The organism is Streptomyces sp. GDS52 (assembly GCF_052246875.1).
GTDB lineage: Bacteria > Actinomycetota > Actinomycetes > Streptomycetales > Streptomycetaceae > Streptomyces > Streptomyces cathayae.
On record NZ_CM125966.1, the window covers coordinates 2,975,116 to 2,992,792 of the forward strand.

The window sequence follows — 17,677 nt, forward strand, 5'->3', positions numbered from 1 at the left end:
CGGCTGACCGTCGTCGGCCACCCGCCCCTCAGGGGCCCGGGGCCCGGACGCCTCAGAGCGTCCGGGCCTCGTCGTACGCCTTGCGGGCGGTCAGTACGTCGTCCATGCGCCGTTCGGTCCACAGCGCCAGCGCGCTCACCTGTTCGGCCGCCTCCCGCCCCAGGTCGGTGAGGGAGTAGTCGACCCGCGGCGGGATCACCGGCTTGGCGTCACGGTGGACGAGCCCGTCCCGCTCCAGCGTCTGCAGGGTCTGGGTGAGCATCTTCTCGCTGACCCTGCCGATCGCGCGGCGCAGCTCGCTGAAGCGGTGGGGCCGCTCCTGGAGCCGGATCAGCACGAGCACCCCCCAGCGGCTGGTCACATGCTCCAGGACCAGGCGGTGCGGGCACAACGCCTCACGCTCGCCCCGCCGGTCCTCGCCGCTCCGTACGGGCACGTCACTTACTGCCATGCCAGTACCTTACTTCAAAGTGGGTACTTTCTATTAGTTAGCGCAACCCCTAGGGTTGGTGTCATCCGCACCCCCACAAGGAGTTCTGATCATGAGCATCGTCGTCACCGGAGCCACCGGAAACCTGGGCCGCCACGTCGTGGGGCAGCTCCTGGAGAAGGTTCCGGCCGAGCAGGTCACCGCCGTCGTACGCAGCGCGGAGAAGGCCGCGGACCTGGCGGAGCGCGGGGTGCGGATCGCGGTCGCCGACTACAGCGCTCCCGGAACCCTCGACGGCGTGTTCGCGGCCGGCGACAAGGTGCTGCTGATCTCCAGCAGCGAGGTCGGCGGGGACCGGGTGGGACAGCACACGGCCGTCATCGACGCCGCCAAGGCCGCCGGCGTCTCCCTGCTCGCCTACACCAGCGCCCCCGGAACGCTGACCGCCGCCCTCGCCGACGACCACCGCGGCACCGAGAAGGCCCTGCTGGCCTCCGGTCTCCCGTACGTCCTGCTGCGCAACGGCTGGTACCACGAGGTCTACACCGAGAACCTCGCCCCCGTGCTGGAGCACCACGCGGTCGTCTCCGCCGCCGGCGAGGGCCGTCTCTCCTCCGCCGCGCGCGCCGACTACGCGGCGGCCGCCGTCGCCGTACTGACCGGTGAGGGCCACGAGAACAAGACGTACGAGCTGGGCAGCGACGAGTCCTGGGACCTCGCCGAGTACGCGGCCGAGCTGAGCCGCCAGACCGGCAAGGAGATCGCCTACCGACCGGTCACGGTCGAGGAGCTCACCGGCATCCTGACCGGCGCCGGGCTCCCCGAGCCGGTGGCCGCCGTCTTCGCGGGCACGGACGTCTCCATCGAGAAGGGCGAACTGGTCGTCACCAGCGGCGACCTGGCCCGCCTGATCGGCCGCCCGGCCACCCCGATCGCGGACGCCATCGCCGCCGCGCTGAAGGCCTGACCCGGGGCCTGAGAGCCTGGCGGCCCGTGCCCTGAAAGCCTGGCACCCCATGCCCTGAAGGCCTGGCCCATGCCCGGACGCCCCGCTCGTCATGACCGTATTCCAGTACGGGAATGACGAGCGGGGCGTCCGGCGTTACGGTCGTCCGGGCGAGCGACGCTCGCCCGGACACGCGTCAGGCGAGAAGGAGGGCGGCCCGTGACCGAGAAGTCGGACGGCGAGCGGCGTACAGGACTGCTGAACGGCTTCGCGGCTTACGGCATGTGGGGGCTTGTTCCCCTCTTCTGGCCACTGCTGAAGCCCGCCGGAGCCGTGGAGATCCTGGCCCACCGGCTGGTCTGGTCGCTGCTCTTCGTGGCCGCCGCCCTCCTCTTCATACGTCGCTGGGCCTGGCTCGGCGAGCTGCTGCGGCAGCCGCGCAAGCTGGCCCTGATCACCGTCGCCGCGGCGGTCATCACCGTGAACTGGGGCGTCTACATCTGGGCGGTGAACTCCGGGCACGTCGTCGAGGCGTCCCTCGGCTACTTCATCAACCCGCTGGTCACCATCGCCCTAGGTGTCCTGCTGCTGAAGGAGCGGCTGCGGCCCGCGCAGTGGGCGGCGGTCGGGGTCAGCTTCGTGGCGGTGCTCGTCCTCACCGTCGGCTACGGCCGCCCGCCGTGGATCTCGCTCTGCCTCGCCTTCTCCTTCGCCACGTACGGACTGGTGAAGAAGAAGGTCAACCTCGGCGGCGTCGAATCGCTGGCCGCCGAGACGGCCATCCTGTTCCTTCCCGCCCTCTGCTATCTGCTCTGGCTGGGCAGCAGCGGCGAGTCCACCTTCGGTACCGAGGGAGCGGGACACGCGGCGCTGCTGGCCGCCACCGGCCTCGTCACCGCGCTCCCCATGGTCTGCTTCGGCGCCGCCGCGATCCGCGTGCCGCTGTCCACGATGGGGCTGCTCCAGTACCTGGCCCCGGTGTTCCAGTTCCTGCTCGGCGTCCTCTACTTCAAGGAGGCCATGCCGCCCGAGCGCTGGGCCGGATTCGCGCTGGTGTGGCTGGCGCTCATGCTGCTGACCTGGGACGCGCTGCGCACCGCCCACCGGTCCGCCCGCGTACTCGCCACCGAGCGCGCGAGGACTGCGAGCGCGGCCGGCGCTGCGATGAACCCGGTGGGCCCTGTGAGCCCTGTGAGCTCTGTGGACGCGGTGGATCCGGTGGTCGTGGCGAACCCGGCGGAAGTGGTGAGCACCGTGGACGCAGTGGACGCGCCGAAGGCCTGACCGGAGCGCTCCTCAGCGCGTTGCACGGCTCCGTCCACGCCCGCTCACCCGTGCCGGGCGTGGGCGCGGTCGGTCAGCCGGCCCATGCGGGTGCGGGCCGACTCCAACTCCTCGATCTCGTCGGCCGCCGGGCCGCCCTCGGCGGCGAGTCCGGTCCACAGCTCGATCAGTTCGCGTCCCAGCTCCAGCCCGCGCAGCGGATCACGCACCGCGCGCCAGGCGGTGGCCGCGCTGCGGACGTTGCCGTAGGCGGCCTCCGCGTCGCCCGCCCCGCGGTGGACCCCGGCGAGGTCGAGGGAGAGCCGGAAGGCGTGCAGCGGCTCGTCACTCAGGTAGGCGATGTACGCGGACAGCTCGCGCAGCTTGAGCACCTCCGGGTGTTCGGGCCCCAGCGTCCGCGACGCCTCGGTCACCGTCTCCCCGGCCAGTCGCGCCGCCGTGTCGATCCGGCCCGCCCGGACGGCCTCGTTGATCCGGCCCATGGGCTCGGCCAAGCGGGTCTCGCCCGGGACGGCGGGCGGCTCGTCCCCGAGCACCGCCTCCGCCACGGCGTCGAAACCGCGGGACGGGGGCGGCTTGAAGTCGAGGGCGGGTTCGTGCTCGTGCTCGGGCTCGGCCTCCGCAACCGGTTCGGGGATACGGGGAGGGACGGCCACCGGGGCCAGGGCCGGGGGCGGTGTCCGGTCGGCCGAGGGCAGCGGGCCCGGTGTCCGGTAGGCCGGAGGTACGGGAAGCGCTGAGGGCATCGGAGGTATCAGGGGTGCCTGAGGCATCTGCGGCGTTCGAGCGGGTGCCGGGTGCCGGCGGTGGTCGGCTTCGGGAGCGGGGTGGGGCCTCGTGCCCATGAGCGGGGGCGGGCCGAACTCGCCCGTCGGCGGCACGACCGTGCCGGGAGGCACGGCTTCCACCGGCTCGGGCGCCGACCGCAGCCGAAGGGTGAGCGTGCTGTCACGCACGGGGATCGGGGCCGGGGCCGGAGCCGGAGCCAGCATCGGGGCCGGGGGCAGCGTCGGAGCCGGCGTCGGGGCCGGGGCTGCCGGCTTCATGAGGGCCGGTTCTCCGGTGAAGTGGCTGGCACCGTCGGGGTCGACCCGGAGCGGGACGACGTACCCGGTGCCCTCGTCGTGGATGGTGGCGAGGACGGCGTGTCCCGAGGCGAGGGCGATGCGGTGGAGGCGGTTCAGCACCGCCTGCTGCACCTCCTCGTCGGGTCCGGCCACCACCGGTACCCCGCCGACCGACGCCTTCCGTGAGCCGGTACCCGCCACAGGGGCGGGAACATGGACGTCGATCGGCACTGCCGCACGGTTCGCCGCGTCTGCGGTCTGCTGCTGTTCCGGCTTCTTCTCGCGGCTGAGTCGCGCCATCGTCCCCTCATTCGGGTCGTGAACCTACCGACGAGTCTGTCCGCATATCCCCGTTTCTCACGTCACCGCGTTGTCACAGGCTCGTCCCAACAGCCGTCCGCCCGGTTCCGTCCCGCCGGCCGGTATGAGGATCCGGGTGACGTGGCAGGAGAGGGGCATGGGTACAGACATGCGGCAGGGGTCGGAGATCCGGGCCCGAGGCCCGGTGGCCGTGGTCCGCGGCGGTCACCAGGCGGGCCGCGTCCTGCCTGCCCGCCCGACGGGATCACTGCGCTGACCGGCGCCGAGGCACGGTCCGGGACGGTGGCGGAGATCGCCGCCGCGGTGCGCGCCCGAAGGCTGCGGGCCGTCGATGTGGTCGCGGGGGCGCTGGCGCGGATCGAGCGGGCCGATCCGGTGCTGTGCGCGTTCACCGAGGTGTGGGCCGAGGAGGCGCTGCGTCGGGCGGCCGGGGTGGACGCCCGGGTCGACGCGGGTCCGCCCGGCCCGGGTGAGTGGCTGCCGCTGGCCGGGGTGCCGATCGCCGTGAAGGGGAGGCACGGGCTCCGGGCGGCGGGTCCGTTGCTCGCGGCCGGTGGTGTGGCCGTGGGCGCCACCGCCGTACCCGGGCCCGGCACCCCCTGGCAGACCTGGGGGCTCGGCGCGCACGGACGGACCGTCAACCCGTGGCGGGCGGACCGCACTCCGGGCGGTTCCTCGGCCGGGGCCGCAGTCGCGGTGGCGGCGGGGCTGGTGCCGCTGGCGACGGGCGGCGACGGCGCGGGGTCGGTGCGCATCCCGGCGGCGTGGTGCGGGGTCGTCGGTCTGAAGGTCACCAACGGCCGCCTCCCGTCGCCCGACCGCACGGGTCTCGCGGCACCCGGCGTCCTCACCCGGACGGCGGCGGACGCGGTGGCCTGGTGGCGGGCCGTGTCGCCGCCGCCCACCGCCGCCGAGGTGCCGCCGTCCGGTCCCCGCACCGCGATCTGGTCCCCCGACCTCGGCTTCGCCGATCCCGACGAGGAGCCCGTCGCGCTGGCCCGAGCCGCGGTCGACCGGCTCGTCGACGCCGGAGTCGTACGGCTCGTCCGGCCCCCGCGAGCCCCGCGCCCCGTACGAGCCGTACGGTCGGCGGAGCCTCCGCTGCTTCTGGACCCCGCGCCGGCCTGGCTCGCCCTGCGCGCCCCCGGCGGGCCCCGCCCCGACCTCGCCGAGGCCCACCGCGTCCGGGAGGCGAACGACCGGCGCCTGGCCCGTCTCTTCGCCCACGCCGAGTTGCTGCTGACGCCCACGGCGCCCACCGCGCCGCACGGCCACGAGGGACCCGGCGACGTCTACTCCACCGCGCTCACCTGGGCGTTCAACGTGAGCGGGCACCCCGCGCTGAGCCTCCCGGCCGGGTTCGGCAGCGACGGCTGCCCGGCCGGGCTCCAACTGGTGGCACCGCACGGGCGGGAGGCGCTGCTGCTCGCCGTGGCACGGGCGGCGGAGCCGCGGCCGCCGCCGGCCCCGGTCGCCTCGCCATGAGGCCCCGGGACCCGATCCCCGTCCCTTCCCCTGTTGCTTCGCCCGTCGCTTCGCCCGTTACTTCGCCTCGTTGGCGGCCTTCACCAGCGCGTCCTTCGTGACGGCACCGACGTAGACCTTGCCGTCCTCGGTGAACAGGGCGTTTACCAGGCGGGTGCTGAACACGGTGCCCGTGCCGAACTCGCCCTTCACCTGGTCGCCGAGCGAGCCCAGGAAGCCGCCGAGGTCACCGCCCTCGGAGCCGGTCGGCAGACCCCCCTCGGCGCCGGTGTCGAAGGCGGCGACGGAGTTCCAGCCCTCTCCGAGCACCTTCAGCCCGTCGAGCCCCTTGGAGAGGTCCTCCTCGGACTTCGGGGCGGCCTCCGGCCGGCCGGTGGGCTCCCCGCCCTTCTTCCCGTCCTCCAGGGCGCCTTCCTCGGTCACCTTGGCGCCCTTGGGCGGGGTGAAGTCGAAGGTCGACGCGGCCGGCCGGTCGAAGCTGACCTTGGTGAAGCCGACGTCCACGACGGCGGCACCACCGGTGGCCGGGGTCAGCGTGAACTTCAGCGGCGTCCCGGTCTCGTGGTCCACCGCGATGCTGATCGCACCGACCGTGGAACCGGACTGCTTGGGCTTGACGACCAGCTTGTAGGCGTCGCGGCCGGCCACCTGCGCGGTGCCGTCGACGGTGACGGACGTGGTGTCGTCGACCGCCTTCAGCGCCTCCTCGGCGAAGCCCTTCGGCGTGGCCGGGGGCTGCTGCTTCCGGTCCTCGCCCTCGTCGGACTCGTCGGCCGTGCCGTGGTAGACCTCGTTGGACGCGCTGTCGTAGCCCCAGACGTCCTTGCCGTTGTGGATCAGGCTGTACTCGGCGGCGTTCTCGAGCAGCGACACCTTCTGCCGGTCGGGGCCGTCGACCGCGACGCGCAGGGTGTGCGTACCGGAGGCCAGCTCGGTGAGCTTGGCGGACGGGTCGGCGGACGAGCCGCCCTCGCCGCCGCCCAGGGCGCCGGAGGCCAGGCTGCTCTCCAGGCCGCCGAGGTCCGGCAGTCCGAGGTCGGTGGTGATCTTCACGGTGCCGGACAGCCGCTCGGTGTCCGACTCGGCCATCTTCTCGATGAGCTGCGCGGCGGTGATCTCCGGCAGGTCCGGGTCGCCGGAGTTCGCGATCGCGGGGACGAGCCCGATGGTCGCGACCGCCACTCCCATCACCGTGACCGGGACGATGTACCGCGCGGCCCTGCGCCGGCCCGCGCCCGGCTCGCGGGTCGCCCCCGCGGTCGTCGTGTCGTCGGATTCGTACGGTGCCATGTGTGCCCTACCTCCGTGGTCGGCGGCGGCCTGCGTCTCGTGTTCCTCGCACCAGTCACACCCTGAGCCGCCCTTCTCACCCGAATCGGTGAGGAGTGGTGTCCGTCATGGTCCATCTGACCAAACACCACACGAGGAAGCGTCAGACCCCGGACTCAACTCCGTGTACTGCTGCGGTATGACACGAGGAGGTGTTCCCTCCCCCGACCAGTAGGGGTCGGAGTCGGGGACGGGGACGGCGGGCGGGTCAGCCGGCCCGGTGCACCACCGCGTCGCACAGGTCGACCAGGGCCGTCTTCGATTCGCACTCCGGCAGCGGTGCCAGCACCGCGCGCGCCTCCTGCGCATAGCGCACGGTGTCCCGGCGGGCCTGCTCCAACGCGGGGTGCGCGCGCAGCAGTCGCAGTGCCTCGGCGTGCCGGTCGTCGTCACTGAGGTCGGAGTCCAGCAGCTCGCACAGCGCGATGTCCTCGGGCAGACCCTGCCGGGCCGCCCGCTCGCGCAGCCGCAGCACGGGCAGGGTCGGAATGCCCTCGCGCAGGTCGGTGCCCGGGGTCTTGCCGGACTCGTGGGAGTCGGAGGCGATGTCCAGCACGTCGTCGGCGAGCTGGAAGGCGATCCCGAGCCGCTCGCCGTACTGGGTCAGCACGTCCACGACCGCGTCGTCCGCCCCGGACATCATGGCGCCGAACCGGCACGAGACGGCGACCAGTGAGCCGGTCTTGCCACCGAGGACGTCCAGGTAGTGGTCGACCGGATCGCGTCCGTCCTGCGGCCCCGCGGTCTCCAGGATCTGACCGGAGACCAGCCGCTCGAACGCCTCCGCCTGCACCCGTACGGCCTCCGGCCCGAGGTCGGCCAGGATGTGCGAGGCGCGCGCGAAGAGGAAGTCGCCGGTGAGGACCGCGACGGAGTTGCCCCAGCGGGTGTTCGCGCTGGGCACCCCGCGCCGCACACCCGCGTCGTCCATCACGTCGTCGTGGTACAGCGTGGCCAGGTGGGTCAGCTCCACGACCACGGCGGACGGTACGACGCCGGGCGCGTGGGGGTCCCCGAACTGGGCGGCGAGCATCACGAGCAGCGGCCGGAACCGCTTGCCGCCGGCCCGCACCAGGTGCTGGGCGGCGCCCGTGATGAAGGGGACCTCACTCTTGGTGGCCTCGAGCAACCCTTCCTCGACAGCCGTCATCCCGGCCCGGACATCGGCTTCCAGAGCCTGGTCCCGCACGCTCAGCCCGAATGGCCCGACGACGGTCACGAGGGGTCTCCTGTCTGCTGGTGTCCACTGACGCTCAGACGTCTTGCACCGTTCACCACTGGGTCGCTGGTTGTCGATAGGTCGCTGACATCACTCGAGTCAGCGTATCCGGTCATGTTTCGATCACCGCCAGCACCCACATTCCCCGAACTCACCCACAGCACGCACGGACGGCACGTCACGGCACCCTCCGATATCGGATCACCATCAGATCGTTTTCGACCAGTCGACGGCAAAGGACATCAGGCGGCTTTCCGGGCACACCTCACCCATCCTCCGGGCACACCCCGGACCGCATCTCGACACACGGCCCATCCTGCCCGCCCCGTTGACCGATTTGCCGCAATTGCCAAACAGGTTCCCGTTGGCGGCAAATGCGCCCACGCGGTGCGGCCAGTGAGGTCGGTCACGCGCGCCCCGACCCGCCCACGACTCCCCCGAGGAGACGCTTCCCCTTGCCCCGAACGTGAGTTGGCCGTCGGCACCCACAAAGGATCAAGTCCCCCAAATAGCCCAAGACAAGATCAAACGGCGTCATACGTGACGCTCGCACTTGTTCCCGACATGCGCTCTCGCATACGTTCCCGGCCTGTCGGGCGGACGCCGAATCCTGCCACCGCCCGCACCACCCGTCGATCAACTCACTCACGCACGGCAGGAGCGGGGGACCCAGGTAAGTCGCCGGACCGGTCCGCACCGGGACGGCTCGGGGTGAAGCCACGCCCGCAGGGGCGCGGCCGGGCACTCTCCCGCCCGAACCCGACAGCTCACCTCGCAGGCGTAGGAGAGGAACGCACCCATGTCCGCCATGCCCGCATCCGGTCGGCGCCGCTTCGGCCGCACCCGCCTCGTCCGCTCCCTCGCCGTCGCCGCCGTCGCAGCGATCGCCCTTCCGGTGTTCGGCGCCACCAGCGCCTCCGCCGCTCCCGCCGCCCCCGTGTCGTCCGCCCCGGCCGCCGTCGGCACCGCGACGGCGTACCCCGACACCCTCGACGGCTGGATCCGCGAGTCGCTGTCGATCATGGCGCAGCACGGCATCCCCGGCAGCTACGACTCCATCCACCGCAACATCATGCGCGAGTCCTCCGGCAACCCGCAGGCCATCAACCTGTGGGACTCCAACGCCGTCGCCGGCACCCCGTCGAAGGGCCTGCTGCAGGTCATCGACCCGACCTTCCGGGCGTACCACGTGCCCGGCACGGCCCTCGACCCGTTCGACCCGGTCGCGAACATCACGGCCGCCTGCAACTACGCGGCGGACCGCTACGGCTCGATCGACAACGTCTTCGGCGCCTACTGAGACGTCCGGGCGCACCGGGACACGCCCGGCCCACGGGGTCACCCGTGGGGGTGGAGACCGGAACGGCACGCGTGGGGGCGCGTGCCGCCCCGCCCCGCCCCGCCCGTCCCGCCGAACAACCGCTCGAGGACGACGGCCACGCCGTCGTCCTCGTTCGTCGTGGTGATCTCGTCGGCCACCGCCTTCAGCTCGGGGTGCGCGTTGGCCATGGCGACACCGTGGGCCGCCCAGTGGAACATCGGGACGTCGTTGGGCATGTCGCCGAAGGCGACGGTCCGTTCCCGGCTCAGTCCCAGGTGCTCGGCGGCCAGCGCCAGTCCCGTCGCCTTGGTGACACCGCACGGCTGGAGCTCCACGGTGCCCGGTCCCGACATGGTGACCGTGGCCAGCGAACCGACCACCGAACGCGCCGTCGCCGCCAACTCGTCGTCACTCAGGAAGGGGTGGCGCAACAGCACCTTGGTGATCGGCAGCACCCACAGATCGTCCCGTCGTCCGATCCGGACGGCGGGCAGCGTCGGGTGCGGCATCCGGTAGCCCGGCTCGATCAGGGTGAGTCCGTCGACCCCGTCCTGGTCGACCGCGGCGTACACCTCCCCCACCTCGGCCTCGATCTTGCCGAGCGCGGTCTCCGCCAGTTCCCGGTCCAGCGTGACGGAGTGGAGCAGCCGGTTCGCGCCGGCGTCGTACACCTGCGCGCCCTGTCCGCACACCGCGAGCCCCGTGCTCCCCAGTCTGTCCAGGAGCGGCCGCACTCCGGGCGCCGGGCGGCCCGTCACCACGAGATGCCGGGCACCGGCCCGCGTCGCCAGCGCCAGTGCGGCGAGAGACCGGTCGGAGAGAGAGTCGTCGCCGCGCAGCAGCGTCCCGTCCAGGTCGGTGGCGATGAGTGAACAATCGGTGGGTGCGGCCATGATCAGAGAATACGGACACCGCGCCCACCCGACTCACCCTCGACCGGAACGCCTCCGTCCGCACACCCGCACCCCTTATCCTGCGCACCCCCACCGCCGGGCCGGCGCCGCGCCACCACCGGGCCGTCGCCGCGCGTCCGTCTCGCCACAGCACGCGTCCGTCTCACCACAGCCGCGTGCCCGGCCGTTACCGTCATCAGCGGGTACGGACCTGTTAAAGGCCTCTGCACCACTTGGCAACAACATGGTCTGCTACCTACCGTCCTGGGGGTCCCGGGCGGTACCTTCCAAGGGTCCAGGGGGGACTTGATCGGGGGGTCAGGTGAGCAGTGGACGCACACGTGTGCTGAGGCTCGAGGAGCTCGGCGAGGGGGAGCGGGAACGCTGGCGTGAGCTGCGCGCCGCGACGGACGCGCCCCGCAGCCCTTTCATGGAACCGGAGTTCGCCACCGCCGTGTCCCGGGTGCGGCCGCAGGCCCGGGTGGCGGTCCTGTACGAGGGGACGTCCGCCGAACCCGCCGGCTTCCTGCCGTACGAGCGGGGCGCGTGGGGGCAGGGCCGGGCGATCGGACTCGGGGTGTCGGACTGCCAGGGCGCCGTCCTGCGTCCGGGCCTCGTCCCGGAGACCGGTGAACTGCTGCGCGCCTGCTCGGTGTCGAGCTTCGCCTTCGACAACCTGGAGGCGGACCAGGCCCTGTTCGTCCCGCACGCGGCCGAGGAACACACCACCTACGTCATCGACGTGGAGAAGGGCTACGAGACCTACGAGTCCGTCCTGCGCACCCAGTCGCCCAAGTTCCTGAAGACCACACTGGCCAAGGAGCGCAGGCTCGGCCGTCAGGCGGACGGACCGGTGCGGTTCGTCTTCGACGAACGCGAGCCCGCCGCGCTGCGCGCTCTCATCGAGTGGAAATCGGCCCAGTACCGCAGGACCGGGCGGCGCGACCGGTTCGCGCAGGAGTGGATCACGCGGCTCGTGGGCCGCCTGGCCGAGACCCGGGCACCGGAGTGCACGGGCACGCTGTCCGTCCTGTACGCCGGGGACCGCCCCGTCGCCGCGCACTTCGGCCTGCGCTCGGCCTCGGTCCTGGCCTGCTGGTTCCCGGCGTACGACGTGGAGTTCGCGAAGTACTCGCCGGGGCTCGTGCTGCATCTGCGCATGGCGGAGGCGGCGGCCGGCCAGGGCATCGGCCTGCTCGACATGGGGCGTGGCCCGGCCGAGTACAAGGACTCGCTGAAGACGGGCGAACTCGCCGTCTACGAGGGGGAGGCGATGCGTCCGGGCCTGGGCGCCGCGCTGCACCTGCTGCGCCGCGAGCCCGTACGCCGTGCGCACGGCTTCGTCCGCGCCCACCCGCGTCTCGCGTCGCTGGCGTCGAGGGCGTTGAAGGGGGCGGGACGGTTGCGCCGGTCATGAGGGGCCGCTCGTGGGGACAGTTCGTAAGGGCAGTTCGCGAGGACCGTTCATGAGGAGCGTTCATGAGGAGGGGAAGGGCTCATGGCCCGTACGGCACGTACGCAGGAGGAGATACAACGGTTCCTGGGCATCGGAGCGGTTCAGGTCGCCGAACTGGACCTGAACGGTGAGGAGGCCGCCCTCAGACCCGGCCCGGGCAGCCCACCGGTGACGCACGGAGAGGTGTTCGTCCTGGTCAGGCGGGCCGGACGGCCGGTGGGCACGCTGTTGGGGCGGGTGCCGGAGGGGGCCGATCCGGCAACGGTCCTGACGGCACTCGCACGGCAGGAGCACGGGCAAGAACACGGGCAGGAGCCGGCCGAGGAGCGCGGGCAGGGGCGGGTCGCGGAGAGGTCCGGGGCCACCGGACCGCCGCCGCCCCACACCTCGGTCGTCGTGGCCACCCGGGAGCGGGCCGGACAGCTCGCCCGCGCGCTCGACTCGCTCCTCGCACAGGACCATCCGGACTTCGAGATCGTCGTCGTCGACAACGCACCCGTGACGGACGAGACGCGTGACCTGGTGGAGCGGAAGTACGGGGAGCGCGTGCGGTACGTCTGCGAACCGGTCGCCGGACTCGCGACCGCGCACAACACCGGGCTCGCCGCCGCCCTCGGCACGGTGGTCGCGTTCACCGACGACGACGTCGTCGCCGACCCCCGCTGGCTCACCGAGCTGACCACGCCCTTCGCCGTCGATCCCGGACTCGGCTGCGCCACCGGCCTGATCCTGCCCGCCCGGCTCCGCACCCCGGCCCAGGTCCTGCTGGAGAGCCACGGCGGTTTCGCGAAGGGGTTCACCCCGACGACGTACGACCCGAAGGACCCGCCCCGGGACGAGCCTCTGTTCCCCTTCACCGCGGGCCGGTTCGGCTCCGGTGCGAACATGGCGTTCCGTGCGGAGGTGCTGCGCGGGGTCGGCGGCTTCGACCCGGCCACCGGCGCCGGGACGCCCGCCCGGGGCGGCGACGACCTCTACGGGTTCGTCCGGGTCCTCACCCAGGGGCACAGGCTTCACTACACGCCCGGCGCGCTGGTGTGGCACCACCACCGGGAGAGCTGGGCCGACCTGGAGACCCAGGCGTTCGGCTACGGCGCCGGACTCACCGCCTACCTCACCGCGATCCTGGTCAACCGGCCCGCCCTGCTGCCGGCGTTCCTCGCCCGGGTGCCCCGCGGCCTGTCCCACGCCCGCGGGCTGACCGCCGTACGGAACACCGGCGGGGATGCCCCCGGTGACCGGGGGGCCGCACCGGGCGACCACGACACCCGCACGCATCCCTGGCCGCGCCGCCTCTCGCGTCTGCAGCGCAAGGGGATGCTGTACGGCCCGGTCGGCTATCTGCGGGCCCGGCGGACGGCAGGGAGCCGGACGACGGGGAGGGGGACGAGATGACGGCGTCCTCGCAGGGCCCGGCGGCCGTCCCCGTCTTCCTCTACCACGCCGTGACGGACGATCCGCCCGACTGGATCGCCGAGTTCACCGTCACGCCCCGGGAGTTCGCGGCCCATCTGGACGCCGTCGTGGACAGCGGCCGCACGCCCGTCACCATCAGCGCGCTCGCCGACCATCTGGCCGGGCGCGCGCCGCTGCCGCCCCGTCCGGTGCTCCTCACCTTCGACGACGGTTTCGCGGATCTGCCCGGCCCCACCGCGGAGGCACTGGCCGAACGCGCCCTGCCCTCCACCGCGTACCTCACCACCGGCGCCATCACCCCGGGCGGCCGCAGCCTGCTCCCGCCGGCGCCGATGATGACCCTGGACCGGGTGGCGGAGCTGGAACGTTCCGGCATGGAGATCGGCAGCCATACGGTCAGCCACGCCCAGCTGGACACCCTGACCGCCGGGCGGCTGCGTGCCGAACTGGCCGACTCCAAGGCTGTGCTGGAGGACGCCCTCGGCCATCCCGTCCCCCACCTCGCCTACCCGCACGGCTACAACAGCCCCCGGGTGCGGGCCATGGCGTCCCGCGCCGGCTACGAGACGGCGACCGCGGTACGGCACGCGCTCAGTTCGGACCGCGACGAGCGCTACCGCATCGCCCGTCTCATCGTCCGCCGCGGCCACACCCTCGCCGACGTCACCACCTGGCTGGCGGGCGGCGGCGCCCGGGTCGCCCCCTACCGCGACGGCCCGAAGACGATCGGCTGGCGCTGGTACCGGCACGCCCGAGCGACCCTGCGCGGAGCGGAGTTCGCGGGCTGAACGGACCCGGGCGGTCGTCTTCGGGCCGTCGTCTTCGGACCGTCGCTCCGGCGGTCGTCTTCGGAGCATCGCTCCGGCGGTCACCGCGGCGGGCCGCTCCGGCGGGCCGCCGCGGCCGTGCCGGGGCGGCCGCCCGGTCAGGTCACTTCGTCGGCTGGTTCAGGTACGGGTCGGACACCACCTCGCGCAGGCTTTCCCACGCCGCCTCGTTGGCCACGGCCAGATCGCAGTGCGGTCCGGGATCGCGGTAGTTCCACTGGAGCGCGGCCTTGACCCCGTCCAGCCCCTTCAGGACGGGCGGCACCCGCGCGTACCACTCGGCCTGCCGCTCCGGTCGCGAGTCGTCGGCCGCCGAGCCGAACTCGGAGAGCATCAACGGCTTGTCGGCGGAGATGTTCTCGCGTATCCAGTCGTGCGTGGCCGTCTGGGTCTGTTCGAAGGTCAGCCACTTCGTCTTGTGGCAGCGGTAGTAGTTGTACTGGTTGTAGCCGATCCAGTCGACGTACTCGTCCCCCGGGTACATCCCCTTGAACAGGTCACCGTGGTTCAGGTACCCGGTGACGATCCAGGTCCACACCACGTTGTCCACGCCCAGCTCCCGGAACCGGTCGTGGATGTGCCGGTACGCCTTCACGTACTGGGCCGGTGTGCCGTTGTCCGGGGTGCGCGTGTCCATCTCCAGGTCGAAGGAGAGGAAGACCTTCTTCCCGGTGCGCTGCCCGTAGTCCTTGACGCGCCGGGCCTGGACGTCGATCACGGTCGCGTCCAGGCCGCCGTCGGCGATCTCCTTCCACGTCGGCTGCTGTCCCTTCGTGCCGCCCCACCACTTGCTCTCCCAGGACAGCAGCAGCATGCGGTCCTCGCCGACCCGTTGTTCCTCCGGGCTCAGCAACTGCCCCTCCCTGCGGGCGCCTTCGGGCAGGGACATGTCGTGGTACGTGTACACGATGTCGAGCTTGCGGCCCACTTTCCGCTCGTAGGCCCTCACCCTCTCCTCCAGGTCGGCCCGTTCGTGCGGCACGAACGCCCCGAACCAGGCGCCGCACGGCGGTTCGAGCAGTTCCGTGGGCCGGCACTCCTCGCCCATCCCGGAGGGCTCCGAACCGGACGGCCCGGAGGCGTCGCGCAGCGCGAGTACGGCGACCAGCACCGCGCAGACGACCGCGACGGAGGTGATCAACGGCCGCCGGCGGCTCGCGGCCGACCTGGCTCCGGGGATGCGGTGCCGACCGGTGCCGGTGCCGGGCCCCGGGTGCGCGGTGGTGTTCGTACCGGTGGAACGCCGGGCGCGGCGCAGGGCGGCGGCGATACGGTGAAAGGGACGGGCGAACCTCACAGGGCGGAACCCTTCCGTGTCCTCGGCGGGGAGGCACGCAGCCGAGGGAAGAAGGCGGCGAGCGTGGTGAGCAGCGTCAGGGCCAGCAGCACGCGCTGCGCGCTGAAGGCATGGGTCGCGATCAGCACCGTCGCGACGATCATCACCGCGCCGATGCTGACGAACACGACCAGCATCAGTCGTTCCAGCAGGTCGGAGTGGCGGGCGAAGTCGGGGGCGCGCTGCTCGACGGGCCCCCGCGCCGTGCGTATGCGCAGGGCGGGGCCGCAGAGGCCGACCAGGGCGGCACCGGGCCCCGCCGCCAGGAAGACGACGACGGCCGCACCCCGCAGCGGCGATCCGCCGGGGAGGGCGAGCGCGGCCAGCGCCAGCCAGCCGCCGAACGGCGGGAGCATCCTGATCACGAAGTCCTGCGGTGTCATCGCCCCGCCCCCTCTGCTCCGCCGTCCCCTGCGCTCGCTCTGTCGTCCCCTGCTCCGCCGTCCCCTGCTCCGTCGTCCTCTGTCTGTCTCAGCTCGTAGACCACTCCCGCGCCGGTCTCCGCCACCAGCCGGAACCGCGGCGACGCGGCGACGGCCTCCCGGATACGGTCCAGCTGGGCCCCGGTGAGCTGCCCGTTCATCTCGGAGTTGGCCGACTGGCCCTGGGTGAACAGGAAGTAGGCCCGAGCGGGAGGCTCCACCCCGGCCATGTCGGTGGCGAGGGTGCGGGCCGGGTCCCGCACGATCTCGTCGACGTGCCTCCGGTCGTCCTCGAGGAACCAGTAGTGGTCGACGCTCCCGTACGAGGCGTGGGCGAGCGGGTAGTTGCGGTTGGCGGCGACGACCAGCGAGCCCTCGGGCGCCTCGTCGAAGAGCCGCTGCACCAGGGCCACCTCCTGCGGCGGGAAGTAGCTGATCCTGTCCTTGCCCGAGTAGCTCGGGACGAACGCCAGGGTTCCGGCGAGCAGCACCGGCAGCGGGCCCCAGACCCGGACGCCGAAGCCGCTGCGGAGGCCGAAGCCGCGGCGCGTACGGGCTTCGCCCTTCCGGCGGGCCTCGGCCGCCGCCTCCGCCGCCGCCTCGGTGGCGGCGAGGGTACGCACCTTGGGCAGCAGGGCGGCGGCGCCGAAGAAGGCGACGCCGGGCAGCATGAACATCAGCACCCGGAAGACCATCTCGCTGCCGTAGCTGCTCGCCACGAACATCGGCAGCGGTGCCGCCGTGATCACCAGCAGCGGCATCGCGCGGTACCGCAGCACGGGCTGCCGCCACACTCCGGCCACCGCCAGCAGCAGGACGGCACCCGACAGCAGCCGGGCCGCCCACGAGGTCACCACCGCCCCGGTGCCGGTCGGGGTGGCGCCGTACCCCGTCTCGACGTTGCCGCCGACGTCGCCCACCGCGCGGACCATGTCCGGCAGCGCGGCGGACAGGAAGGGCAGCGCGGCCGTCAGACACCAGGCCAGGAAGATGACGACCGTGGTGGCCACCGGCACCCAGTCCCGGTGGCGGCGCAGCAGCCACAACGCGAGCAGTGACACGATCAGCATGCCGGGGGTGAGCTGGTGCGAGATGACGATCGCCGTCACCAGCAGGGTGACCAGGGCGGTCCAGACGGCCTGCCCGCGCCGCCCGCCGCCCTCACCGGAACGGCCGTATCTGCGCAGCACCACGGCCAGCACACCGAGATGCAGCGCGAAGGCGACGGACTGGGGGGAGAAGTAGTCCTGGCCCACCCAGTTGGCGACGTGGAAGAGCCAGACCGCGGTCCAGATCAGTCGCCGGTCCTCGGTGAAGGTGCGGTAGATCAGCAGCAGCGGGAGCAGCAGCGTCAGACTGGACGCCAGCGGCCACCACGCCATGTACATCGCCGCCGAGTCCACGCCCAGCAGCCGCACCAGCGCCGCCTGCGCGGCGAAGAAGCCCGGCCACTGGTCGTAGACCGCCATGTCGCCGATCTGGTCGGCGTTCTGGAGCCCGCCGGCCGTCAGCAGGTGGTCGACGACGCCGTCGTGCTTCCACGCCCAGGCGTACAGCGGGGTCGGGTAGAGCACGGCCTGGGTGGCCCGCTCCATCACCAGCAGGCCGAGCACGTACGCGGCGGACCAGCCGCCGGGTCGCCGCGGGTCGCGGACCGTGAACCAGAAACCGGCGGTGAGCACGGCGAGGCCGGCCCAGAAGCCCGGGTGGAGCGCGGTGACCAGGCCGTAGTCGTCGAGGTGCGACACATCGGTGTGCCGGACCGCGTACAGCCACAGCGCCAGCGCCGTCACCAGCGGTAGCGCGGGCCGGAGCGCGAGGGCACGGGGCACGGACCAGAAGGGCGGCAGGTCGGAAAGATCCGTCACGGGCTCATGGGCGGGGGTCGACGACTCCGAGGAGGGATCGGTCCGCGCATCGGTCCG

The 17,677-nt window shown here is 72.6% G+C and carries 15 protein-coding genes and 1 riboswitch; of the genes, 7 read left to right on the forward strand and 8 right to left on the reverse strand.

The genetic code is table 11. From position 1 onward, the window contains the following. Positions 1 to 52: 52 nt before the first annotated feature. A complete protein-coding gene (locus tag ACTWJ9_RS13440) occupies positions 53 to 451 on the reverse strand; it encodes a winged helix-turn-helix transcriptional regulator (RefSeq protein ID WP_279334490.1) in 399 nt (132 codons plus the stop codon). A 91-nt stretch (positions 452 to 542) separates the two neighbouring features. On the opposite strand from ACTWJ9_RS13440, the gene ACTWJ9_RS13445 reads away from it, so the two are divergent. Continuing rightward, a complete protein-coding gene (locus ACTWJ9_RS13445; protein WP_279334491.1) occupies positions 543 to 1,397 on the forward strand; it encodes an SDR family oxidoreductase in 855 nt (284 codons plus the stop codon). A 198-nt stretch (positions 1,398 to 1,595) separates the two neighbouring features. Continuing rightward, entirely contained in the window at positions 1,596 to 2,660 is a 1,065-nt protein-coding gene (gene rarD, locus ACTWJ9_RS13450) for an EamA family transporter RarD (protein ID WP_443295748.1), read from the forward strand. Between the two features lie 44 nt (positions 2,661 to 2,704). On the opposite strand, the gene ACTWJ9_RS13455 is transcribed toward rarD, so the two are convergent. Beyond that, positions 2,705 to 4,027 carry a tetratricopeptide repeat protein gene (locus ACTWJ9_RS13455; RefSeq protein WP_443295749.1) on the reverse strand — a complete coding sequence of 441 codons (1,323 nt, stop codon included), beginning with the start codon at positions 4,025 to 4,027 and terminating at the stop codon, positions 2,705 to 2,707. Positions 4,028 to 4,330: 303 nt separating this feature from the next. Between ACTWJ9_RS13455 and ACTWJ9_RS13460 the strand changes: the two genes are divergently transcribed. Continuing rightward, positions 4,331 to 5,533 carry an amidase gene (locus ACTWJ9_RS13460; RefSeq protein WP_279334494.1) on the forward strand — a complete coding sequence of 401 codons (1,203 nt, stop codon included), beginning with the start codon at positions 4,331 to 4,333 and terminating at the stop codon, positions 5,531 to 5,533. A 57-nt stretch (positions 5,534 to 5,590) separates the two neighbouring features. On the opposite strand, the gene ACTWJ9_RS13465 is transcribed toward ACTWJ9_RS13460, so the two are convergent. Then, the gene (locus ACTWJ9_RS13465) at positions 5,591 to 6,823 is read right to left on the reverse strand and encodes a LolA family protein (RefSeq protein ID WP_279334495.1); all 1,233 of its coding nucleotides are present in this window, start codon (positions 6,821 to 6,823) and stop codon (positions 5,591 to 5,593) included. Positions 6,824 to 7,070: 247 nt separating this feature from the next. Beyond that, positions 7,071 to 8,081, reverse strand: coding sequence for a polyprenyl synthetase family protein (locus ACTWJ9_RS13470; protein ID WP_279334496.1), 1,011 nt, complete (start codon positions 8,079 to 8,081; stop codon positions 7,071 to 7,073). Positions 8,082 to 8,713: 632 nt separating this feature from the next. Next, positions 8,714 to 8,877: riboswitch (cyclic di-AMP (ydaO/yuaA leader) on the forward strand. Positions 8,878 to 8,889: 12 nt separating this feature from the next. On the opposite strand from ACTWJ9_RS13470, the gene ACTWJ9_RS13475 reads away from it, so the two are divergent. After that, positions 8,890 to 9,381, forward strand: a complete 492-nt coding sequence (locus tag ACTWJ9_RS13475) for a transglycosylase SLT domain-containing protein (RefSeq protein WP_279337958.1) — start codon at positions 8,890 to 8,892, stop codon at positions 9,379 to 9,381. Between the two features lie 38 nt (positions 9,382 to 9,419). Here the strand turns inward: ACTWJ9_RS13475 and ACTWJ9_RS13480 are convergent, their stop codons facing one another. Then, positions 9,420 to 10,295, reverse strand: a complete 876-nt coding sequence (locus ACTWJ9_RS13480; protein WP_279334497.1) for an HAD family hydrolase — start codon at positions 10,293 to 10,295, stop codon at positions 9,420 to 9,422. A gap of 343 nt (positions 10,296 to 10,638) precedes the next feature. Here ACTWJ9_RS13480 and ACTWJ9_RS13485 point away from each other — a divergent pair, with 343 nt between their 5' ends. The 3 genes from ACTWJ9_RS13485 (at position 10,639) to ACTWJ9_RS13495 (ending at position 13,955) form a co-directional block, all read left to right on the forward strand. Continuing rightward, the gene (locus ACTWJ9_RS13485; protein ID WP_279334498.1) at positions 10,639 to 11,712 is read left to right on the forward strand and encodes a GNAT family N-acetyltransferase; all 1,074 of its coding nucleotides are present in this window, start codon (positions 10,639 to 10,641) and stop codon (positions 11,710 to 11,712) included. A gap of 81 nt (positions 11,713 to 11,793) precedes the next feature. Beyond that, positions 11,794 to 13,146, forward strand: coding sequence for a glycosyltransferase (locus tag ACTWJ9_RS13490; protein ID WP_443295750.1), 1,353 nt, complete (start codon positions 11,794 to 11,796; stop codon positions 13,144 to 13,146). After that, entirely contained in the window at positions 13,143 to 13,955 is an 813-nt protein-coding gene (locus ACTWJ9_RS13495; RefSeq protein ID WP_443295751.1) for a polysaccharide deacetylase family protein, read from the forward strand. Before ACTWJ9_RS13490 ends, ACTWJ9_RS13495 begins: the two co-directional genes overlap by 4 nt. A 142-nt stretch (positions 13,956 to 14,097) precedes the next feature. Here the strand turns inward: ACTWJ9_RS13495 and ACTWJ9_RS13500 are convergent, their stop codons facing one another. From ACTWJ9_RS13500 to ACTWJ9_RS13510, 3 genes are read right to left on the reverse strand one after another with little or no spacing between them, the layout of a single operon-like run. Next, positions 14,098 to 15,291, reverse strand: coding sequence for a glycosyl hydrolase (locus tag ACTWJ9_RS13500; RefSeq protein WP_388704722.1), 1,194 nt, complete (start codon positions 15,289 to 15,291; stop codon positions 14,098 to 14,100). Beyond that, positions 15,288 to 15,713, reverse strand: coding sequence for a hypothetical protein (locus ACTWJ9_RS13505; protein WP_279334502.1), 426 nt, complete (start codon positions 15,711 to 15,713; stop codon positions 15,288 to 15,290). Before ACTWJ9_RS13505 ends, ACTWJ9_RS13500 begins: the two co-directional genes overlap by 4 nt. Beyond that, on the reverse strand, positions 15,710 to 17,620 hold the full coding sequence (locus ACTWJ9_RS13510; protein WP_443295752.1) for a glycosyltransferase: 1,911 nt from the start codon (positions 17,618 to 17,620) through the stop codon (positions 15,710 to 15,712). Before ACTWJ9_RS13510 ends, ACTWJ9_RS13505 begins: the two co-directional genes overlap by 4 nt. Positions 17,621 to 17,677: the final 57 nt, after the last annotated feature.